Raw genomic sequence first — 20,042 nt, forward strand, 5'->3', positions numbered from 1 at the left:
AATAAAGCAGGTACAGGAAGGGGGTTTTAATAACAAAGTTTTGTATCCTGGGAAAGTAAACATGGATTAAGCACTTAATTGGTACTATTAAATTAGATTGAACTGTCCAGAGGATATTGAGTTTACATTTAAATTACAAAAACTTGAAACCATATCAAATAACGGGATTATTTGTTTCTCTAAATATATTTGGTAATCGTAGTTATGTAAGCCTTGATACAGTTCCACACCATTAGTTGTGTAAACAAATGTAACAAATTCGCCTCTATTTAGAGTAAATTCACTATTTTTTTTCTGGAACTTTTTTACTGCTTGCACGTGAGGAGGGGTATTTTTTCTATAATCGCTTAAATTTTGACCTAACCGTTTTTTAAAAACCAATAAATGATCAAATTCCCCTCTTATAAGGTTACTAATGTACTCTTTAACTAGAATATCAATTTTAGAAGGCTGCTTAAAAAGGAGGGTGAATAAATCAAATTGAAACTGCTGCGCTAATTTAGTCCAGTCACTTCTTACTGTTTCTAATCCTTTAAAAACAAGTTTTGTTTCATTGTGCTTTATTAATTGACCAACATAGCGCTTTTTAGAGCCAACTGACTTACCTCTGATTGTAGGTAAAAAGAAAGGACTATAAAGAGATTCAAACTCTATTTCTAAATGACTTGTTAGATTATGTGTTTGTTTAATCTCGCTAACCCAAGCCGTATTTATTTTATCAGCTAAAAACTTTCCAATTTCATTGCACTCATCATGAGTTAACTCATCGTCTAATTTTATAAATGTGGAATCTGTGTCTCCATAAATTACACTGTAGCCACACTCCTCTATCCACTTTTTAGTTTGTAGCATTATTTCGTGCCCACGCAGAGTGATAGAACTTGACAGCCTTGGGTCATAAAATCTGCATCCCTTAGAGCCTAAAACGCCATACAAACTATTCATTATTATTTTAATTGCCTGAGAGAGCATAGGATCATTATGGTCTTTTGCCAGCTGACGCTGTAAAGCTAAGCTTTTTATAAGTTTAGGTAAGTGATGATTTTCTCGAGAGAATTTAGCGAAGTTATAACCTTCGACACTATTACTAGGGTTAGCTAACCCTTCTATTAATCCAAGAGGGTCAATATAAAAGGTTTGCATAATACTGGGGTATAGACTTTTAAAATCGAGAACAATTACATTTTTATAGAGTCCAGGTAAAGACTCCATTACATAGCCACCAGGGCTTTCAAATGTTAATCCGTGGTCCCCCATATTAGGTGCCACATAGCCACTCCTATGTAAAAGTGGTAAATACATATTAATAAAGGCAGCAACAGAGCCACCTTTTTTTTCAAGTTCAAGCCCTGTTAACTGGGTTCTAATAACAGCAAAGTCGAGGAGCTTTAATTTTTCAAAAATTTTATTTACAAGTATGCAATCTTGCCTATTGTATGCAGCAAGTGACAGCTTATCTTCATTAAATTGCCGAATAATTTCTTGTAAACTATTATTCGACTCAATTAATTTTGACTCCCCTAATATTTGCTTTGAAACATTAGCGAGCGAAAAACTTTCAAAGCTATACGTGGCATTTTTTAGCGTATCGATCCCATCAATAACACAGCGTCCGGGAATAAATACACGGGTAAAGTGACCTTTACGAACATATAATGGAAGCTTTCCCCTACCTATTGCTAATTTTAACCCTAAAGCCTCCGCGCGTTCATAAAGCACGGAAAAATCAAACTCAATAACGTTCCAACCAATAATTATATCAGGGTCATGTTCTGTAATTAGCTCTACAAACAATCTTAATAGTGCAACTTCATCCTCGCACCAGATAATAGTATACCCTGCACTTGGTTCAAACGACTGTGGCTCTCCTATCATTATAATACAATCTAACCCGCACCCAACCAGGCCAATAGAGAACAATACACCGCTCTCATTACATTCTATATCCAGTGATAACTTAGAAAGCGAGGGGGAATAATCAGAGTTAGCTTTTAATTTAGCATTTAAAATTACACTATAACTTTCATACTCAAAATGATTACCAGTAACCCACGCACCACCCTTAATAAAGCGCTCCATTAAATAGCGATCAATTGGTCTTATGTCATCCTCAAATAAGGTAATCCCGCTATTTTTTAAAGCTTTACTTGCACTATAAAATTGCCTTAAAGATTTAAAATAACATGCACTCATTTTTTGCTGCTGAAAGTTTTTTAAAGCAAGAGGTTTTATATAAAAGTTAACCGATTCTGCATTTAAAACATTATTAACTATATTTGTATCTTCGCTTTTTATAAAAAACAGAGCCGTTTCACTATCAGATACGGTCTTAATTGGTCCATTTTCGGTGGTTAACCAAATTTCATATTGTAAACCATGTGCTGTATCATTAGCCTGAGCTGAAAGTACAAAACCTGACGTTAAATACACGATAGAACCTTTATAAGTTTTATGTAAATGTAAGTTAAATCAATAAATAAAAGAGTAAAAATGATTAACGAGCAACTGCTTAAAGAAGCATTAAATTTAATTGAAAAAAAACTATATGTAGAAGCTATTCCTCTACTAACCACTATCACTAATAGCCAACCAGAATTAGACCAAGCTTGGCTCCACTTATCAAAGTGCTATGAAGAGATAGAAGAGTTAAGTAATCAACGTGAAGCCTATAAACAGTACGAAATGATATCATGGTTTAATCAGCAATTATCGAAAGCCAAAGAAGAGTTACGTAAGAGTGACTTTAAAAACACACAAAAAATAATACAGGACTTATTAAAATTAGTTCCAAACGAAAAGCGATGCTTACTATTGTTAAGCGAAGCAGCATTTAAAGCAGGTGATTTGCAAACATATTTTAAAGTATCTCAATATAACTTTAATTGTAATCCAACTTCTATCACTGTTACTTTCAATTATTTAGAAACGCTTTTTAATACAAAGCACTTTAGTGAATTTATCCAAGTTACATCAGAGTTAGATAATGTGGATCTTTCACCTCGCATGACGAGCCTTTTAGCAGCATGTCATGTTAAGCAAATGAACTTTGAACTTGCTTTTGAGCTTTTCTCTGTATTAGAAGAGCAAAACTTCCACCCTTCTATTTGCTTACTGAGAATGGGCAATATTAAAAAAATTATTGGTGATTCAGCTCAAGCAATCGACTTATATAAAGCAGCGTTAAAAAAAGATAACACTAATACAGAAACTTATTGGAACTTAGCTAACTTAAAAACTTATAAGTTTACAGATAACGAAATAAAAGACTTAGAAGCCCTCTCAACCTCATTACTTCAACCAACTAAAAAAGCATTCATACACTTTGCACTAGGTAAAGCGTATGAGCAAAAAAACGACTGTAAGACTGCTTTTAATCATTATAAAGCCGGTAACTTAATAAAAAATAAACACATTAAATATCGCGAAAGTAAATTTGATACACGCTGTGTAAAATCGATAAATAAAGATCTAATTACAAAACTACCAACCATTCCATCACCACCTTTTCAATTAGTTTTTATTGTTGGGATGCCAAGAAGCGGCTCTACATTGATAGAACAAATATTAGCTAGCCACTCAAAGGTAGATGCAAGCTATGAGTTAACTGAAATTATATCTATTGCTAAATTATTAGAGCAAAAAAACACTTCAACAACACCTTACGGTTTAGACAATATTACAGAGCAAGCCCTTATAGATCTTTCAAAGCGCTACCTTAAATTTATTGAGCCCTTAAGGAACAAAAAGCCTATTTTTATTGATAAACTTCCTGCTAACTATCAACATATTGCGTTAATAAAGTCTTTATTCCCCAATGCTAAAATAATTGATGTTAGACGAGATAACAAAGCAACAGCATGGAGCCTATACAAACATACTTTCTCAGAAGGCCATACATACTCATATAGCTTTGAAAATCTAGCTCAATATATAAATAAGCACTGTGAGCTTATGGAGCATTGGAAGGCGCTTTACTCAGATGATATTCTGAGCGTTCAATATGAGCACATAATCAAAAACTTTGACTCAACTGTAAAAGAAATAATGAGTTTTTGCTCTATTGAAATAGAAGAAAGCTGTTACTCTTTTTATAATTCTAAACGTCCTGTTTTAACACCCAGCTCAGAACAGGTAAGGCAACCTATCTACAAAGACGCCCTAAACGACTGGAAAAAATTTAAGCCGTATCTAGAACCATTAATTAAATTACTAAATTAATCTCATCGTTGCTTGTAGTTACACTCTTATGACTCTAAAATCCATAGCACTGTAATTATATACATAGTTTAGGCAAATCATCCCATGCTTTCTGACTCACTAAAAAAAACAATTAGGCAAGTACACCAGCATGTGGCTAATAACCTAACTGATTATCGTCCGCGTAGTAGCCAAAACTACCTCGTCGCCGAAATAGCAAAAACGCTTGCCGGCGAATACCATAAAAAGCAGCGCATATGCGTAATTGAAGCAGGCACAGGTACAGGTAAATCACTTGCTTATTGTTTAGGTGCGTTACCGCTTGCCCTTGCACAAAAAAAGAAGCTGGTAATTTCTACGGCTACCGTGGCATTGCAAGAGCAATTAATTGCTAAAGAGCTGCCTTTTTTTAAAAAGCATTCTGGGCTCGACTTTAAGTTTGACCTAGTAAAAGGTAGGCAGCGCTACATTTGTGCACATAAACTACATAACGCAGTTAATGGTGATAGCCAAACGCAAATGGAGTTTATGCCTACACTTACCTCACCATTAAGTGATATGGAAACCAAGTGCCTCAAAGATTTATACGATGCATACGTTAATAAAAAATGGCAAGGCGATAGAGACAGCTGGGCCGACACCATTCCCGACAGAGTTTGGAATTTAATTGCATGTGATAAACATGCCTGTCAGCGCCAAATGAAAGCCCACCAAACCTGCCCGTTTCAGCTTGCTCGTAATCAGCTTATGCAAATGGATGTACTCGTAATTAATCATTCGTTATTACTAGCTGATTTAGATTTAGGGGGCGGTAAAATATTACCCGAGCCCGACAATACTATTTATGTAATAGACGAAGCGCATCACCTTGCGCATATTACCCGCGACTTTTCATCAGCGGCAGCCACTATTAAAGGCACCATAGACTGGCTAGATAAACTCACCAAATTTAGTGGCAAAATGTCTAAGGTATTAGTTGGTCAAAAAGCCATTGGTCAAAACTTCAAACTGTGCGACAGCATTAACGACGCCAATAAAGATTTAAAAGTAGTGCGTGATATTCTCGATAACGCCGACTTTGAATACTCAAAAGACGATACGTACCGGTTTGAGCACGGCGAAATCCCTAAATCATTGCATAGCAAAGCTAAAGATATAAGCGATGCCACACTAGATGCACTGCGTTGCTTAAACAAAATGCACGACACCCTCACCCAAGATGTAAGCGATGGTGACATAAAACCCTACGTTGCTGACCCTGTCTTAGCCGAAAGCGGACAATACATAAACCGCTTAGAGCAGTTAAATAAACTTTGGTATAGCTATGCAAATAAAGGTGAAGGCACACCACACGCTAGGTGGATAAAGCGCTTAGAGTATAAAAGCCATCACGATCATTTATTAAGCGACTGCCCAATTGAAGTAGGCTACTACCTAAAAGATAAATTGTGGAATGAATGCGCCGGTGCAGTTTTATGCTCTGCCACTTTAAGTGCCCTAGGTTCGTTTGATCATTTTGCTTACGAAAGTGGTTTAGCAAAAGAAGAAGGCGTTAAATTTATTAAGGTCCCCTCACCTTTTGATTACCCTAAACAAGCAACACTTAGAATTCCGGTTAGTAAAATAGAACCAACCGACAAAGCGTTTAGCGACCATTTAGCGCAAACTCTGCCAGAGTATTTAAGTACTAAAAAAGCTAACCTAGTTTTGTTTGCCTCGTACTGGCAAATGGACCATGTGGCTAAGTTTCTTAGAACAAAAGGTTTTAACTTATTAGTACAAGGCGAAATGTCGCGAGAAGCATTGCTTAAAAAGCACTCTCAAAATATTGATGCTGGCAAAGGCAGTATTTTATTTGGTACGCAAAGCCTTTCAGAAGGGCTTGATTTACCTGGTAAATATTTAGAAAATTTAATTATTACAAAAATACCGTTTGCTGTGCCAACGTCTCCAATAGAAGAAGCCCAAGCAGAATTTGTACAAAGTAAAGGCGGTAACCCGTTTTTGTCTATCACAGTGCCCGATGCCGCAAAGAAATTGGTACAGAGCTGTGGTAGACTGCTGCGAAAAGAGAGCGATGAAGGCTGTATAACCATTCTCGATAGGCGCTTAATTACCAAGCGCTACGGCAAAGCCATGCTCGACACCTTACCACCTTTTAAAAGACAAATAGATTATTAATGTTTGAACTTGCTTTAGATCCAACCACACTGGCAGTTTTATGTGCAGCGGCACTTGCTGCTGGCTTTATTGATGCAATAGCCGGTGGCGGCGGGTTGCTTACCGTACCCGCACTATTAACCGCAGGCTTACCGCCGCATGTAACGCTTGGTACCAATAAACTTGCCGCAAGCTTTGGCTCTTTAACCGCCAGCTATACTTATTATAAAAAAAACCTATTTAGTCCTAAGTTTTGGGCAAGCTCTATTATTGCCACAGGCATAGGCGCTTTAATTGGTACACTTGTTGTTGATCATTTAAGTATTGATTTTTTAAACAAGCTTTTACCTATCATTATAATTATGGTGGCATGCTATAGCTTATTTGGCAGCTTAAGTACCACGCAAGGCGACGAACTACCTTCAAAAAGCCCCGCTTTAAAAGTTAAACAGTGGTTGCAAGGATTAGCTTTAGGTTTTTTTGATGGCGTAGCAGGCCCAGGCGCCGGTACGTTTTGGACTGCCTCAAATAGCTTACTATATAAAATGAGCCTTTTACTCAATTGTGGTTTGGCTCGCTCAATGAACTTTGTATCTAACTTTATATCGCTCATAACCTTTGTAGCGCTTGGCCACGTAAACTTTTTACTGGGCTTAATTATGGGTTTATTTATTATGTTTGGCGCTTGGATTGGTGCACACTCAGCCATCCGTTTTGGCGGAAAATTTATACGCCCGGTATTTAATACAATGGTTATACTTTTAGCATTAAAACTTATTTACGAGGCTTACCTATAAAATGCTAGCAAACGCTTTAGATAAATTACGCCAACAAGTTGCCACATTGAAGCAACAAGCCGAGCAATTTGATAAAGCTAAATTGTTTTCTAAAAACCGTTATATGCAAGCGCAGCCAAGCTTGTTTGATCGCGGCGTATTTAGTACTAAAAGCATGAACCTTGCCGACTACGTAACAGAAATAGAAGATGAAATAGCAAGCCTACCGCCAAGTGAACATCGCCACGCATATACTTACGCTCTTGAGCGCATAGGTAATCAAGTGCAAGCCGTGTTTAGTGTTATTAAATCAACGCCTATTTGGACAAAAGAAAACAAAAGCCACTTTAAACCACGCCCAAAAAATAAAGTTTATAAACAAGCCGTGCAAAAAATAATGCAATCGTCGCACGAGCTATACGACGAGCTTAAACAAAACCATGAATTTGAACGCCGCCTGGTATTAATGATTGAAGAGCGTAAGCTGCAAATGGAAAAAGCCACACCAGCGCAAGCACAAAAGCTTAATATGGAAATTTTAACAACACATGCTCGATTAGGCAGATGCCGAAAAGCAATTTCGGCCACCGAAGATAAAATTCAACAAGTCGAAAAACAACAATTACGCTAATGCAGTTTTTTTATCACCCGCTTTATTCTGCTTTAACGCTTCCTGAGCGCCATCGCTTTCCAATACAGAAATACCAACTGCTCAAAGCAGAAATTGAAGATCTAGGCTTAACGGCTAATCATTTTACTTCGCCTATAAAAGCAACGCCTGCTCAGCTTTCGCTTTGCCATAATCAAGCTTATATTAATGACTTTTTAAACGGGTCACTTAATAATAAAGCCATTAAAAAAATGGGTTTTCCTTATTCAGAACAATTGGTAGAGCGCACTTTATTATCGGTTGGTGCAAGTATTCAAGGTAGCGAACACGCGCTAAAGCATGGTTTTAGCGCTAATTTAAGTGGTGGCTATCATCATGCATACAGTGATTGCGGCAGCGGTTTTTGTATTTTTAACGACCTTGCTATTGCAGCAGCTCATTTAATAAATACAGATCAAGCCGACACTATTTTAATTTTTGATTGCGATGTACATCAAGGCGACGGCACCGCACAAATAACGCAAAACCAAAGTAATATAATCACTTGCTCTATACATTGTGAACAAAACTTTCCGCGCTTAAAGCAGCAATCCGATTACGACTTTGCAATGCCGGCCAACACTACAGATGCCGACTACTTAACTACCCTTAAACAGGCACTCGAATTTTGCGTTCGCATTCACAACCCCGACATTATTTTATATAACGCAGGGGCAGATATTTACCAAAAAGACGAGCTTGGCCTATTTAATGTATCCCTTGAGGGAGTTTACAATCGCGACTATTACATACTCAATTATTGTAAAATGAATAACATCCCACTCATGTGTGCACTTGGCGGGGGCTATCAGCGTAATGTAAATTCGTTAATTAATGTTCATAAACAACTATTTAAAGCTGCTGTCGATTTATACCCAGCCTTAGTATAAACTCATAAAATGCAATGGATATTTAGGGAAGCAAGATGCGATTACATGAAGACATACATAACTTTTACGAAAAAATAGTGGTTGAAGAAATCCTTAAACGTAAACTAGATAAAGTTTACAACGAAGATGTTATGGCCGACTTTTGTTGTACGGTGCTCAATCAACTTCCCCCTCGCTATATTCGCTACGATGTAGATATGGCCTTTTATTTGCCACAAAGTGAGCGAATTCATATGGAAGAGCGCGTTCAAACTGCTATTGATGTCGCCATTAGTCAAATATCTAAAAAGAAAGATCTAAATGAACAATCCACTTGATCAAGCCCCTACACATGTAAAACTGGCAGTAGATTTAATTATGCTTTTGGAGCAACACGACGTTGCCCCAGAAGAGGTTTTAAAAGCACTCGATATTGTAAAAAGCGACTTTGAAAAAAAACTAGAAAAGCCATAACGCTATTCTATTGTTTGTATATCGTGCTCGGTAACGCTACCGTCGTGCTTAGTACAATCAATTTTAACTTCACCAAATGTACGCCTAGGCGAAGTTGAGCGTCGACAGGTCATATTTTGTGCTTTAACGCCAAATTGCGTTATATACAACGCCACTGTTTGGTCTATTTGTTGTTTTTGCTGCGTAGTCGCTGCACTGTAAAATGCATCGTATTGCGCAGACCAATTTTCAACCCCCGCTTCTTTTGCAACGCCTAGCCAGCCCATCCCGAGTTTAGTAGATTGCTCCAAGTATTGGCCTTTTAAAAACATAAATGCCAACGTGTATTGTGCACTTTTATAACCAAGTGCTGCGGGCTCTTTTAAATCATAAAAAGCTTGTTCGTACAGCCCCTTTTTATACGCTTTAATGCCATTGTATTCTTTTTTCTTCATTGTATTGTCGCTGTATAGGTTAACTGGGGTCGACCCACACCCACTTAGTAAACCCACAACCAAAATTGCTGTAACCCCTAAACACCTAGCCATAACTAGTCCTTTTATTATTTTTATATGCGAGTACCGAATCTGGCTTACACTCTTTGCAAAGCCTGTTATTCTGTAATCTAATTTGTATAATTAAAATACTATCATGAGCTTAGCAAGTTTACTTAGGTTATTTTTTCTGGCTGCAATTTGGGGCGCGTCATTTTTATTTATGCGAATGGCTGCTAATAGTTTAGGGCCCGCGGTGTTAATAGAATTTAGAGTCGGCTTTGCGGCACTCACACTTTTTATAGTTGCACTGTATTTAAAGCGCCGATTAGCGTTTATCCAACACAAAAAGCACTTTTTTATAATTGGCGCACTTAACTCTGCTCTGCCTTTTTTACTTTTTGCTTATGCCGCACAAACTATTAGCGCATCTACGTTATCTATTTTAAATTCAACAACCCCTATTTGGGGCGCTGTTGTGGGTATTATTTGGAGTAAAACCAAGCCTACTAAGAGTATGGTTTTAGGCTTGCTGTTGGGTTTAATAGGCGTGGCAATTTTAGTTGGGCAAAACCATTTTGTATTAAATAGTCAATCAATAATAGCCATAGTAACAGCATTGAGCGCTTCGCTTTGCTATGCCATTGCATCCCATTACACAAAAAATGCGCCAAAGCTTGCACCGTTCGATAACGCACACGGCTCAATGTGGGCAGCAAGTTTTATGGTACTGCCCCTTATTTTATTTATGCCAATGCGTGAAGTTCCTACCACCAACGTTATGCTCGGCGTTTTAACCCTTGGCGTAGTGTGTACCGCACTTGCTTATATTTTATTTTTTAAGCTTATTGAAGATATAGGCCCAACTTCAGCACTCACTGTCACGTTTTTAATTCCGCTATTTGGCATTTTTTGGGGACATTTAATTTTAGATGAGCAAATTGGGCCAAATACATTATTAGGCGCATTATTTGTTATTGTGGGTACTATGTTGGTTACTGGTTTTTTACCACGAAAAAAGCACTTAGCTAAAACAAGCTAAGTGCTTTTACAAAGCGCTTACTTTTGTGCTTTTTTGCTTAAGTTTTCAATTAAATCTTGTGCGCTATAGCTGTTATCGCTGGGTTTAATGCCTTTGCCCATTTTAATATCAATCAGGGTGTGTACTTCTTTGCGTTTATCACTGTTGCTCACTTGTAAGCCTACACTATTGCTCGGCTGTACGCGTGTTTCGCAGGTTAATAAACCACAGTTTCGCTCATATTGTTGGCTGTGTGATGCACTGATAGATGACGCGGGCGCTTGCGATTTAGACTCAACAAAGGTTTCTTTATTTGTTACAACAAACCAGTCGTAGCCTTGCGCTTGGGTAAGCTCAGCTGCGCGTAGTAATGCATAGTCACCGGCATCTGCTACGTTGTTTGACACACTTTTAAACTCTACGCGGTATTGATCATTACTAATTTTTTGCTCGCTGTAACCTTGTGAGCCATTATTCGCGGCGCGGTAGTCGGGTTTAGATGCACAACCCGCCATAAGTAAAATACTGATAATTAGAATAGATGTTTTCATAATTCACCTCGTTTATGCACATTATTATTTGTTTAACTGCCACTTTGCGCTAATTGCTTGCTGCTCTTGCGCTCTATCTAGTGGTGCGCCGCTGATCATGCTGTCTATAACAGCATCTAACTCACTGTTATTAGACGCCGTTTGATATTGTGCGCCATTATTACTTTGCTGCGTGGCTGTTTGCGCTTTAATTTGCCAACCGCTTTGCGTTTTACATGCAATACTTGTTTGCGTTGTGTTGTTTGAACTTAGTGCATACTGCCTACAAAGCTCACCTTGCTGATTTTTAAAACTAAGCTGCGCGCTAAATACTGAGCCATCACTTTGCTCATACTCTCCACTACTTAGCTGTGTATTAAGGGCTGAGGCTATGCTACTGGCTACTAAATTTTGCGACTCATTGGGTTGTAAATAACTAGTTATTGCAATACCAAATACCACGGCAACACTTGCAGCTATTGCTAAGCTTTTATTAGCCGAGTGCTTAGCCTTTTGCCAAGGCGTTAACGCCACTACATTGCTATTTAACGTGTTTTTAGTCGTTGCTGTATCAAGCTTTGCAACCGTTTTAGCTAATGAGTCACTAAGGGGGGCGTCATCAATACTTGTTGCGTGCTCTTTTACTCGCATGTCTACTTCACTTAGCTCTGCAAGTCGCATTACTAGTTCATCATCGGTTTCAAGGGCTTTACGCACTTGTTCCATTTCGTGCTCGCTTAGCTCTGAGTCTAAAAAGGCGCTAAGTGTTTCGGCGTTAATGTTCATACTTGCTCCTTTTTAAAGTCGGGTTTTATTAAGTTATAAAGTGTACTGCGTGCTCGCGATAATTTACTCATTACACTGCCTATAGGTATATCGAGTGTATGTGCTACGTCTTTATAGGCCATGCCCTGCACTGCCACCAGCGATACGATGGCGCGTTGCTCTTCGGGTAATTGCCCAAGTGCTGTATTTACATTTTTAAGTATTTGTTTGTTTTCGAGTGTTTGGTGCTCATTACTTGTAATTGGCTCTGGTAATATATCGGCCTGGGCCGTATTTTGCCTTACCTTGCGTGAGCGGTATTCGTCTATCCACACATTGCGGCAAATTTTAAACGCCCATTTAGCAGGCTCAACGTCATCTGGAATGCCTTTTACTAATAGTTTTTCAATTGTTATTTGCACTACATCGTCTGCATCTGCTTTACTACCCGTTAGCGAATAGGCAAAACGCCTAAGCATGGGCAATAAGGTTTTTAATGTTTCGTTCATTGATTTTTACCTCTTTTATAAAGAAGACGATTCAAAAAAACATTTATTCCCAAATAATCAAAATAATTTGAATAATGAAATATTTTTATGTGTTAAACGTTAACTAACTAGCATGATAAATTTAATAAAAGTAACCCACTATGAATATTAAAAACACACGCGTTAAACACATAATAGCCGCTTCGCTTTGCATATTTAGCGCAACGAGTTCTGCCAATATAGTTAAAGTCGATCAAGTGCTTGGACAGTTAAACCCAATAGAGCAGCGTATTGAACAAACAATAGAGCGTGCACAGCGCCTGCCGCTTCCGGTGCCTGTACCACAAGTGTCGATTGATGAACTAAAAGCGCAAATTAGTGAGCCAATTAGTAGTTTACCTAATGTGCTTAACATTAATATAAATAGTCAAAACACCGCATTTGTTGAAGTAGAGCTAGAAAACAGCTTTAGAGCAATAGAGCGCCAATGGTTATTAATGGCAAATAGCCAACAACTTAATACCCTACAGCAGCAAAATGTGACTATTGTATCGGTAAAAAATTACAACGCACTTAACATGAGCTTAGTGCGCTTTAACGTGCCCCAAGGTGTTAATTCTAAAAGTGAGTTATTAAAAGCGCTTAACTTAGATGAGTCTGCAATACTTGACCGAAACCACATATACCAAGCGCAAACTGGCGAGCCTACCGCAAAAGTAACACCAAATAACTCTATTGCCCCTTACTGCACACAAAGCGTAAAAATTGGCATGATCGACAGCGCCATTAATACCAAACACAGTGCTTTTGAAGGTACAAATATCACTACGCAAAGCTTTTTACCACAAGGGTTAAGCTCGCCAAATTTACACGGCACCGCCATTGCAGGGCTAATTACAGGTAAAGGCGCAAAACTTAGCCCGCTTTTAGGCAGTGCCAAGCTTTACAGTGCCGAGGTGTTTTATAGGCAATCTGAATATGCACAAGGGGCTACATTATTTGCCATAGTAGAAGCACTTAACTGGTTAGTAAGTAATAAAATACCCGTAATTAATATGAGCCTAACAGGGCCAAATAACGCAGTTTTAGAAGCAAGTATTACTGCAGCAATAAAACAAAACGTGTTAATTGTAGCTGCTGCTGGTAACCAAGGGCCGGCGTCGCAGCCGTTATACCCAGGTGCGTATAAAAGCGTGATAGCGGTAAGTGCTATTGATGCAACAAACCAAATTTATAGATGGTCAAATAAAGGCGGTTACATAGACTTTGCAGCCCTTGGTGTAAATGTTGTTACAAGCCAAGGCAATGGAAAATTTGGAAGGGAGTCGGGTACGTCAATGGCGGCGCCGCATGTTAGCGCGGCATTAAGTTGTTTATTGTTAAAGCATGGTAATAATAAAACCAAAGCACTTAACGAGCTTACATCGCTGGCCGTCGACTTAGGCGAGCAAGGCAAAGACACCACCTTTGGTTATGGCGCCATTTACCCACCTAAAAATGCACTTTAACTGACGCCGATAAAACCGATTGCGTATAGGTATTGCTACTAAGCTTTGATTGATAATCGCCATATTCAGCCTCGGCTATGAGTGTTACGTGCTCAAACACAGCTAGATTATAAAACGCATTAACTACATTTCTGTGCTCATCTCGCGACGGTATTTGCTCAAAAAAATCATCCGTTGTTTGCTCATCGTAATCTTTATTTTGATAACGCCAGCCTGCGCCCACTTTATTCGCTACATTAAAGGCCGTAAATTTGTGCGTAACTTTAGTAGTAAAGCCGTAGCCGTTAAAGTCGTATTGGTTGTCGTCGGCGTTTTCTTTATCGGCACTTAGCGCTGCCATTAGCATGGTTTGGCCGTTATTTATAAAATGATAAAGCGCTACATCGCCGCCTACGCCGTCGGCATTACGTGCTTTTGCTGTAGCAAAACGTTTAGCTTTGGTTTTTACACTCATACGCAAATACGTATGCGGGTTTAAAAAATGACCATAGTAGGCGCTGGCTTGATTAAAATGTAAAAATGTTTCGCCATCTACATTTGCTTTTGCGCCATCGTAACGAACCCCTACCTCATGGCTATTAAAGCTATAACTGCCATCTAAACCATATTGATGCAGGTCTAAATCGTATTGATCAAATTCATCGTAGTCTTGTTGTTCAAACTTATAGCTTGAGGTTAATTTAGCGCTTTTGGTTACTTGCCATTTTGCATTAACACCGGCTGCGGTTTTTATGCCGCTGTCGCTTTGCGACGAAATATCGTCAAGCTCTTGAACAGACAGCGCCGAGTTACTTAATACCCCAACTTCAGCATCTGCATTTAGCTCAAAGCTACTTTTAAAGGGCTTATTTTGCTCAGCTGTTTTAACGTGGCTGGTTTGAGCAAGCACCGCTTGGGCACTAAAAACACACAATGTGGCGGTTATAACTGCTTTCATATTTATTCTCCAACAGGCCGAATAGGTTTTCCTATTCGGCGTTTGTGCAAGCACTTTGCGTATTAAAGGCCTAGGTCTAAATCGTTAGTAATGTTGGTTACTACTTCACTTGCGGTGCTAAGTGCTACATCGTTACTAATTTGATCAGTAACCGCTGCACTCACCTGCCCGCTAACACTTTGCTGTACCGTGCTTTGTAAACTACTAACCGTACTGTCTTGCACACTAGCAATTAAAGATTGCTGAACACTGCTTACTACTTCATTACTGGTATTAATTGCATCACCTGCTTGCAGTGCAGAGTTCACTGAGTTTGCAGCCGTATTAGTAATTGCTAGTTGGTTTGTAAGCTCACCCGCATTAAGCGCATTTGTTGCATCAGCTTGTGTAACTGAATCGGTAGCGCTACTTACATTTGAAAGTAAAGAGGTATCGGCTGGTGTATCGGTAGTATCTGGCTGAGCGCCTTGTTCAGAGGTAACAGAAAGTAATGACGACTGGCTCACAGCGGTTGTTAAATTACCCGCCGATGAAGTTAACTGCGCTGTTGTATCAAGCGCTGTATTGGCTGTGGAATTGGCTGTGGCATTTAAAGACGAGGCCGATGCATTTAATGCATTATTTAAAGATGAGCTAGCAGATGCGACTAATGAATTTGCAGGCTCTGCGGCCTCACTGCTTTCTTGCGCTGGAGTTTGCGTGTTATTCGCCGTTGAATCAGTGTTTTGCGAATCATCAGCCGTTACTTGTGTATCGTTAGATACGTTTGACTCGTTGCTACCACTGGCTGTTAAACCATTTTGTGAAAGCGTAATAGATGTAGATGTTTGTTGCTGCGCCGACGTTGACTGAGATAGTTCAATATCAGCGGCGTGCACTGCACCTGTAAAAGTACACACACCGCTTAACATCATTACGCTTACAATTTTATTTAATTTAGTCATTGTTTTGTCCTCTAGTTTGTCGGATTGACATAAAGAAGACGATTTACAAAAACACTTTATTCCAAAAATAATTAAAAAATTATAATAACGTTACTTAATTACTTAAGTTTCATGAGCTTAAATATGAATTACTCGTTTACTGCGTTAGCGTTTCACTGTTTTGGATCAGCAATAACAGCTCGGCAGTGGCGGTAGCATCGGCCAATGCGCGGTGATGGCTGGTTAAGTTTAAATTAAAATGCGCGCTAAGGTTACCAAGCGAATACGACTTTAAGCCTTTAAACGCTCTGCGCGATTCAACCACGGTGCACATTTTTGGCATTTTAAAAAAGTGCCCTGCAACCTCGCATTCTTTTTTAATAAAACCGTAATCAAAGTTCACGTTATGGGCTACAAAAATACTACCTGCGAGTTTATCTAGTAGTGGCTGTGCTATATCGGCAAATACAGGCGCGTTGTAAACCATGCCATCGCTTATGCCGGTCAATTTAGTAATAAAGCTTGGGATATGGCGCTGCGGATTAATAAGAGTCGTCCAGGTATCAATCACTTTACCGTGCTGCACTTTAACTACGCCAATTTCGGTAATACGGTTACCGCCTTTTAAGCCACCCGTGGTTTCTATATCAACCACGCTGTAAATACGGTTAGGGTCTACAAACCACTTAACTGCAGCAATATATACTGTAAAACCTACATTTTTTAAATTATCAATGGTGGTTAATTGGTTGCGCCTAAGTTTATCGCCTGGGGCTTTTACCTCTTCAAAATGTACTTGGCCATTATTAATAACCATTAAGTCGGGGTAGCCGTCTTTTAGCTGTAAATAGTGTTTGCTCATAGCCGTTAAGTGCGCAATTAACGCTTCAAGCGGGCTGTTTAAAATAAGTGCCTCTAGTGGCTCTAATAAATTGCTGCGCCATCTAAATAAACCATTGGGCTGCTCAAAATACTGCGCGGCATGCTTACATACCAAATTAAGCAGCGCCTGATTAGTGCTACAGCTTTTTAAACGTGCGTCAATTTGCGTGCTTTGTGCTTCATAAAAATTATCAAGCTGTAAAACTTGCGGGTAAATATCAAATTCATTACACGGTGGGTAAGGCGATTCAATAAATAACTCGTGCCAAAATACTAAGCCAAACAAGCTTTGCCATAAGGTGTTTTCGGTATTAAATACCGTTAACCCTTTTGCACTGTAATGCTCATTTACGCCTTGCTCTACATCGCCTCGGTAAATTTCGTCAATTTCAAGCACACACTGGGTGTCGGCCAGCATAGTACTTAAGCGCGAACGCGTTTGTTTATTAAACTTACGCATTAAAAAGTCATCAGCAAAGTACAGTAGATCGTCGGTGAGCGGGTTTTCTATAATTTGCTCTAGCTGCGCTTTTACCCACGCTTTATTACCTAGGCGGTATTGCTCTCTTATTTGAATTTCTTGTGCTTCGGCGTAATCGGTGCAGCCTTCAAGTAGGCTAAAGGCAAGTTCGCTATCGGTATTTTTAAGTTGTTTATACAGCCTAACCAGCAGTTTGTTTTTAATGTCGTGCGCTTGTGCGCCATGCGCCGGTTGCGCCAATACTAAATGCGCAAGCTCGGTGTAAGGGGTTTTGTCATCAAAGGTTTCATCTTTTGTATTACCGGCTGTTTTGCCGATGTTTTTAAACGCTAAACGGTAACGATTTAAAACGTAATTAGATTGCGCCTCAGCGAGTGTATTAAAGCGCGACAAGCTCTCGCTGTGCCCTTCGCGGGTAGCGGTTAACCCTAAATCGCGCATAACAAAGCGGTTTTGATGGTTTACATCGCCACTACTTAAGCGCCCTGCAAATAAAAATTCAAAATACTCGTAATAATCTTCTCGGTTATTAATGACATACTGGCTAGATAAAGGGGCAAGATCATCTGTGCGCTCACTAAAAAACTGACACGCAATAGTAACCAACTCACCTTTAGCTGCGCTTTTTTTAAAGCTTAATTGCTCACTGTAATTACTGAGTAACTCCACCAACATGGGCTTGGTTAAATGCGCAATAAGCTGCTTGTAATGCTGTGCGTTTGGCTCATATAAAATACCCGCTGTTTTTAGCGTATAAATAGCCTGATGCGGCGAAGTTATTTCTTCATAATTAAGCGATTGCGCCTGCACTAAATAAGGCTTGCGCGAATACACACGCGCCAACATGCATTGGCTTTGCTCATCTAGTTGGTTAATTTTACTAATAAATTCACTATGTTTAGGCTCAAGTAAATGCATACATTTACTTGTTACAAACTCAATAAGCTCTCTAAAATGCGCTAAATAGTATTTTGCTGGTAATTCTTTTCTCATAACATCGCCACAACTGTATATAAAAACAGTATCTAGCATTTATGCTTATTATTCAATCTTAAACTTGTAACTAAAGCACGCTATAGTGAGTGTATAAAAGTAAATTTATTAAAAATAAAGGACTTACCATGAGCGCGCACCCATACGATGTTTTATCACTCAATAACGGCGCAAATATTATTTTTACGCCTTGCCCTGGTACAAAAACGCAAAACCTAGCGGATTCAATCGCTACATTAAAAGCCGCTGGCACTCACATGCTACTATCGCTTATGCCGCAAAAGGAGCTTGAAAAAAACAACGTACAAACAATTAATACTGAGTGCAATAAGCACGATATAACCTGGTTTCATTTACCTATAAATGACGACGAAGCACCCAAACAGCCTTTTACATCAAGCTGGAACACCCACAAAACAGACATACTACAAGCCATACAGCAAAAACAAACCATTGCCATACATTGCAAAGGCGGCACTGGTCGCACAGGGTTGGTTGCTGCGCTTATTTTAAATTCGGCAGGTTACACAAAAGATGAGGTATATAGCTTAGTACAAGGTATTCGCCCTAAAGCACTGACTATAGAGCTGCAAAAAGAATACTTTAATAACTTTGAGGTGTAAGACAGAGGCTGGGGAGGATTTAGCACTATAAATAGTGCTAAAAATACTTTTCATACTAGTTATGAATTAGTGGTTTATGGGATTAATCACTCGTTAGGTTTTACTCTCAAGCATTAAAACACGTTTTTCCAATTTTTTAATTTCATCAAAATTTTTCTTTAACACCTTTGTCTCAGGATCTTCCGAATTTTCATCATCAGTAAAAAAATCTACTTCCCCACCTTTTTCAACAAAATCTATTAGATTTTTAACTGACTTCTCCAGAACTTTAACTTTTTCTCCATCACCGTTAAGCTCAATGTTTAACTTTGCAGAGATTTCTTTAGTGATTTTCTCCAGACCTTCTTTTTTCTCCTTATCTGCTTCTTTTGCTAGATCAATTTCTAATTTTTGATTATTTAGTTTTAAAGATTTAATTTCTTCGACTTTTTTTCGAATTGTTAAAACCCGGTCAGCAACTTTGAGAGCTGATAAAATTATAGCACTAGCTGTTGTAGCTATTGCGGCAACTACAGCTAATTCTATGACTATAGAACCTTTACTGGCACCAACTACTTTTATATCTTCTGGGGCACTACCATGTGCCATTGCTATACCGCGTCCAATTTCCCACCAAGAGTTACCAAGCTGTTTAAAGTCTGTAACATTATCCATACCAACTTCGTTTTGGAAATGTACACGCATGACAACACTTCCTTTTTCTAGTTCATCTTCATCTTGAGTTGTCATAAGTGGATCTATTGCAGTTTTTATTTGATCTGACTTTTGTATCGCTGCGTTTATTTCCTGCGTAATTTTAGACATTTCAGCTGCTGCGGTCGCAACATCAAGAGCGTTTTTATAGAGAATGCCCTCAATACGTTCAATACCTTCATTGCCAATATTTTGGGTAATATTTAAGTGGGTTAACATATTCTCTTGTTGATATGTTAATCCACTAGTATCTACAACCTTAATTGCATCGATAAGAGCTTTTTTCTGAGTTTCAAATGGTTGTTTAGGCTGATTATTTCTAATGTTTACATTTTGCTGAATACCCGTCTGTAATGCTTTATATTTCTGAGGTATTTGAGTGGTCTTAATATTTTCGTCAATCCAAAATGACAATTGCAATAGTTCTGATATTTGCACTGTGCTTCCTTAAACTTATAACAACTTAACCTACGACGTTTGTCACTCTTAAGACCGACAAACGTCCATATTCTATGATCTATCTACCCTAGCCAAAAAGTAACTACATGTAAACAATTACCTAATTTCCGATTAGTTTATGTAATTGCAAAACACATCTAA

Annotated in this window: 19 protein-coding genes; 10 read left to right on the forward strand and 9 right to left on the reverse strand. The window is 38.7% G+C overall.

What is annotated here, in order from left to right; translation table 11 throughout:
* Positions 1–87: 87 nt before the first annotated feature.
* The gene (locus ALFOR1_RS10610; RefSeq protein WP_104642941.1) at positions 88–2,430 is read right to left on the reverse strand and encodes a DNA polymerase II; all 2,343 of its coding nucleotides are present in this window, start codon (positions 2,428–2,430) and stop codon (positions 88–90) included.
* A 60-nt stretch (positions 2,431–2,490) separates the two neighbouring features.
* On the opposite strand from ALFOR1_RS10610, the gene ALFOR1_RS10615 reads away from it, so the two are divergent.
* The 7 genes from ALFOR1_RS10615 (at position 2,491) to rsmS (ending at position 9,125) form a co-directional block, all read left to right on the forward strand.
* Positions 2,491–4,218: a sulfotransferase family protein gene (locus tag ALFOR1_RS10615; RefSeq protein ID WP_104642942.1), complete on the forward strand. Its 1,728-nt coding sequence runs from the start codon at positions 2,491–2,493 to the stop codon at positions 4,216–4,218.
* An 84-nt stretch (positions 4,219–4,302) separates the two neighbouring features.
* Entirely contained in the window at positions 4,303–6,378 is a 2,076-nt protein-coding gene (gene dinG / locus ALFOR1_RS10620; RefSeq protein WP_104642943.1) for an ATP-dependent DNA helicase DinG, read from the forward strand.
* On the forward strand, positions 6,378–7,154 hold the full coding sequence (locus ALFOR1_RS10625) for a TSUP family transporter (RefSeq protein WP_104642944.1): 777 nt from the start codon (positions 6,378–6,380) through the stop codon (positions 7,152–7,154). The genes dinG and ALFOR1_RS10625 overlap by 1 nt, the downstream gene beginning before the upstream one ends.
* A gap of 1 nt (position 7,155) precedes the next feature.
* On the forward strand, positions 7,156–7,764 hold the full coding sequence (locus tag ALFOR1_RS10630; protein ID WP_058548335.1) for a primosomal replication protein: 609 nt from the start codon (positions 7,156–7,158) through the stop codon (positions 7,762–7,764).
* Complete coding sequence (locus ALFOR1_RS10635; protein WP_104642945.1) at positions 7,764–8,672, forward strand: histone deacetylase family protein; 909 nt, start codon at positions 7,764–7,766, stop codon at positions 8,670–8,672. Before ALFOR1_RS10630 ends, ALFOR1_RS10635 begins: the two co-directional genes overlap by 1 nt.
* A 35-nt stretch (positions 8,673–8,707) precedes the next feature.
* On the forward strand, positions 8,708–8,989 hold the full coding sequence (locus tag ALFOR1_RS10640; RefSeq protein WP_058548337.1) for a late competence development ComFB family protein: 282 nt from the start codon (positions 8,708–8,710) through the stop codon (positions 8,987–8,989).
* Positions 8,973–9,125, forward strand: coding sequence for a pleiotropic regulatory protein RsmS (rsmS, locus tag ALFOR1_RS10645; RefSeq protein WP_082660570.1), 153 nt, complete (start codon positions 8,973–8,975; stop codon positions 9,123–9,125). The genes ALFOR1_RS10640 and rsmS overlap by 17 nt, the downstream gene beginning before the upstream one ends.
* A 2-nt stretch (positions 9,126–9,127) precedes the next feature.
* Here rsmS and ALFOR1_RS10650 read toward each other — a convergent pair whose 3' ends face one another.
* On the reverse strand, positions 9,128–9,652 hold the full coding sequence (locus ALFOR1_RS10650) for an SEL1-like repeat protein (RefSeq protein WP_104642946.1): 525 nt from the start codon (positions 9,650–9,652) through the stop codon (positions 9,128–9,130).
* A 103-nt stretch (positions 9,653–9,755) separates the two neighbouring features.
* Here ALFOR1_RS10650 and ALFOR1_RS10655 point away from each other — a divergent pair, with 103 nt between their 5' ends.
* Positions 9,756–10,640, forward strand: coding sequence for a DMT family transporter (locus ALFOR1_RS10655; RefSeq protein ID WP_104642947.1), 885 nt, complete (start codon positions 9,756–9,758; stop codon positions 10,638–10,640).
* A 17-nt stretch (positions 10,641–10,657) separates the two neighbouring features.
* Here the strand turns inward: ALFOR1_RS10655 and ALFOR1_RS10660 are convergent, their stop codons facing one another.
* Genes ALFOR1_RS10660 through ALFOR1_RS10670 form a run of 3 tightly spaced genes read right to left on the reverse strand, consistent with a single transcriptional unit; the run spans position 10,658 to position 12,423 of the window.
* Entirely contained in the window at positions 10,658–11,170 is a 513-nt protein-coding gene (locus tag ALFOR1_RS10660; protein ID WP_104642948.1) for a CC0125/CC1285 family lipoprotein, read from the reverse strand.
* Between the two features lie 24 nt (positions 11,171–11,194).
* Positions 11,195–11,935 (reverse strand): anti-sigma factor, encoded by a 741-nt coding sequence (locus ALFOR1_RS10665; protein WP_104642949.1) that lies wholly within the window; start codon positions 11,933–11,935, stop codon positions 11,195–11,197.
* Positions 11,932–12,423 (reverse strand): RNA polymerase sigma factor, encoded by a 492-nt coding sequence (locus ALFOR1_RS10670; RefSeq protein ID WP_104642950.1) that lies wholly within the window; start codon positions 12,421–12,423, stop codon positions 11,932–11,934. The genes ALFOR1_RS10665 and ALFOR1_RS10670 overlap by 4 nt, the downstream gene beginning before the upstream one ends.
* Before the next feature lie 140 nt (positions 12,424–12,563).
* Here ALFOR1_RS10670 and ALFOR1_RS10675 point away from each other — a divergent pair, with 140 nt between their 5' ends.
* Positions 12,564–13,910 carry a S8 family serine peptidase gene (locus ALFOR1_RS10675; protein ID WP_104642951.1) on the forward strand — a complete coding sequence of 449 codons (1,347 nt, stop codon included), beginning with the start codon at positions 12,564–12,566 and terminating at the stop codon, positions 13,908–13,910.
* Here ALFOR1_RS10675 and ALFOR1_RS10680 read toward each other — a convergent pair.
* From ALFOR1_RS10680 to ALFOR1_RS10690, 3 genes are all read right to left on the reverse strand, one after another.
* Complete coding sequence (locus ALFOR1_RS10680) at positions 13,894–14,847, reverse strand: hypothetical protein (protein ID WP_104642952.1); 954 nt, start codon at positions 14,845–14,847, stop codon at positions 13,894–13,896. The genes ALFOR1_RS10675 and ALFOR1_RS10680 overlap by 17 nt on opposite strands.
* 62 nt (positions 14,848–14,909) lie before the next feature.
* Positions 14,910–15,791 (reverse strand): RodZ family helix-turn-helix domain-containing protein, encoded by an 882-nt coding sequence (locus tag ALFOR1_RS10685; protein ID WP_104642953.1) that lies wholly within the window; start codon positions 15,789–15,791, stop codon positions 14,910–14,912.
* A gap of 136 nt (positions 15,792–15,927) precedes the next feature.
* Positions 15,928–18,165: an exonuclease domain-containing protein gene (locus tag ALFOR1_RS10690; protein WP_104642954.1), complete on the reverse strand. Its 2,238-nt coding sequence runs from the start codon at positions 18,163–18,165 to the stop codon at positions 15,928–15,930.
* An 89-nt stretch (positions 18,166–18,254) separates the two neighbouring features.
* Here ALFOR1_RS10690 and ALFOR1_RS10695 point away from each other — a divergent pair, with 89 nt between their 5' ends.
* Positions 18,255–18,749 carry a phosphatase domain-containing protein gene (locus ALFOR1_RS10695; protein ID WP_104642955.1) on the forward strand — a complete coding sequence of 165 codons (495 nt, stop codon included), beginning with the start codon at positions 18,255–18,257 and terminating at the stop codon, positions 18,747–18,749.
* A gap of 93 nt (positions 18,750–18,842) precedes the next feature.
* On the opposite strand, the gene ALFOR1_RS10700 is transcribed toward ALFOR1_RS10695, so the two are convergent.
* Positions 18,843–19,880, reverse strand: a complete 1,038-nt coding sequence (locus tag ALFOR1_RS10700) for a hypothetical protein (RefSeq protein WP_104642956.1) — start codon at positions 19,878–19,880, stop codon at positions 18,843–18,845.
* Between the last annotated feature and the right edge of the window lie 162 nt (positions 19,881–20,042).

Origin of the sequence: Pseudoalteromonas carrageenovora IAM 12662, from assembly GCF_900239935.1 — a bacterium.
Classification (GTDB): domain Bacteria; phylum Pseudomonadota; class Gammaproteobacteria; order Enterobacterales; family Alteromonadaceae; genus Pseudoalteromonas; species Pseudoalteromonas carrageenovora.

Bases quoted from the DNA above. Each gene is read 5' to 3' on its own strand.
- ALFOR1_RS10670 (WP_104642950.1), bottom strand. From the start codon at position 12,423: ATGAACGAAACATTAAAAACCTTATTGCCCATGCTTAGGCGTTTTGCC.
- ALFOR1_RS10690 (WP_104642954.1), bottom strand. From the start codon at position 18,165: ATGCTAGATACTGTTTTTATATACAGTTGTGGCGATGTTATGAGAAAA.
- ALFOR1_RS10680 (WP_104642952.1), bottom strand. From the start codon at position 14,847: ATGAAAGCAGTTATAACCGCCACATTGTGTGTTTTTAGTGCCCAAGCG.
- ALFOR1_RS10660 (WP_104642948.1), bottom strand. From the start codon at position 11,170: ATGAAAACATCTATTCTAATTATCAGTATTTTACTTATGGCGGGTTGT.
- ALFOR1_RS10655 (WP_104642947.1), top strand. From the start codon at position 9,756: ATGAGCTTAGCAAGTTTACTTAGGTTATTTTTTCTGGCTGCAATTTGG.
- ALFOR1_RS10650 (WP_104642946.1), bottom strand. From the start codon at position 9,652: ATGGCTAGGTGTTTAGGGGTTACAGCAATTTTGGTTGTGGGTTTACTA.
- dinG (WP_104642943.1), top strand. From the start codon at position 4,303: ATGCTTTCTGACTCACTAAAAAAAACAATTAGGCAAGTACACCAGCAT.
- ALFOR1_RS10635 (WP_104642945.1), top strand. From the start codon at position 7,764: ATGCAGTTTTTTTATCACCCGCTTTATTCTGCTTTAACGCTTCCTGAG.
- ALFOR1_RS10640 (WP_058548337.1), top strand. From the start codon at position 8,708: ATGCGATTACATGAAGACATACATAACTTTTACGAAAAAATAGTGGTT.
- ALFOR1_RS10615 (WP_104642942.1), top strand. From the start codon at position 2,491: ATGATTAACGAGCAACTGCTTAAAGAAGCATTAAATTTAATTGAAAAA.
- ALFOR1_RS10695 (WP_104642955.1), top strand. From the start codon at position 18,255: ATGAGCGCGCACCCATACGATGTTTTATCACTCAATAACGGCGCAAAT.
- ALFOR1_RS10685 (WP_104642953.1), bottom strand. From the start codon at position 15,791: ATGACTAAATTAAATAAAATTGTAAGCGTAATGATGTTAAGCGGTGTG.
- ALFOR1_RS10625 (WP_104642944.1), top strand. From the start codon at position 6,378: ATGTTTGAACTTGCTTTAGATCCAACCACACTGGCAGTTTTATGTGCA.
- rsmS (WP_082660570.1), top strand. From the start codon at position 8,973: ATGAACAATCCACTTGATCAAGCCCCTACACATGTAAAACTGGCAGTA.
- ALFOR1_RS10675 (WP_104642951.1), top strand. From the start codon at position 12,564: ATGAATATTAAAAACACACGCGTTAAACACATAATAGCCGCTTCGCTT.
- ALFOR1_RS10630 (WP_058548335.1), top strand. From the start codon at position 7,156: ATGCTAGCAAACGCTTTAGATAAATTACGCCAACAAGTTGCCACATTG.
- ALFOR1_RS10665 (WP_104642949.1), bottom strand. From the start codon at position 11,935: ATGAACATTAACGCCGAAACACTTAGCGCCTTTTTAGACTCAGAGCTA.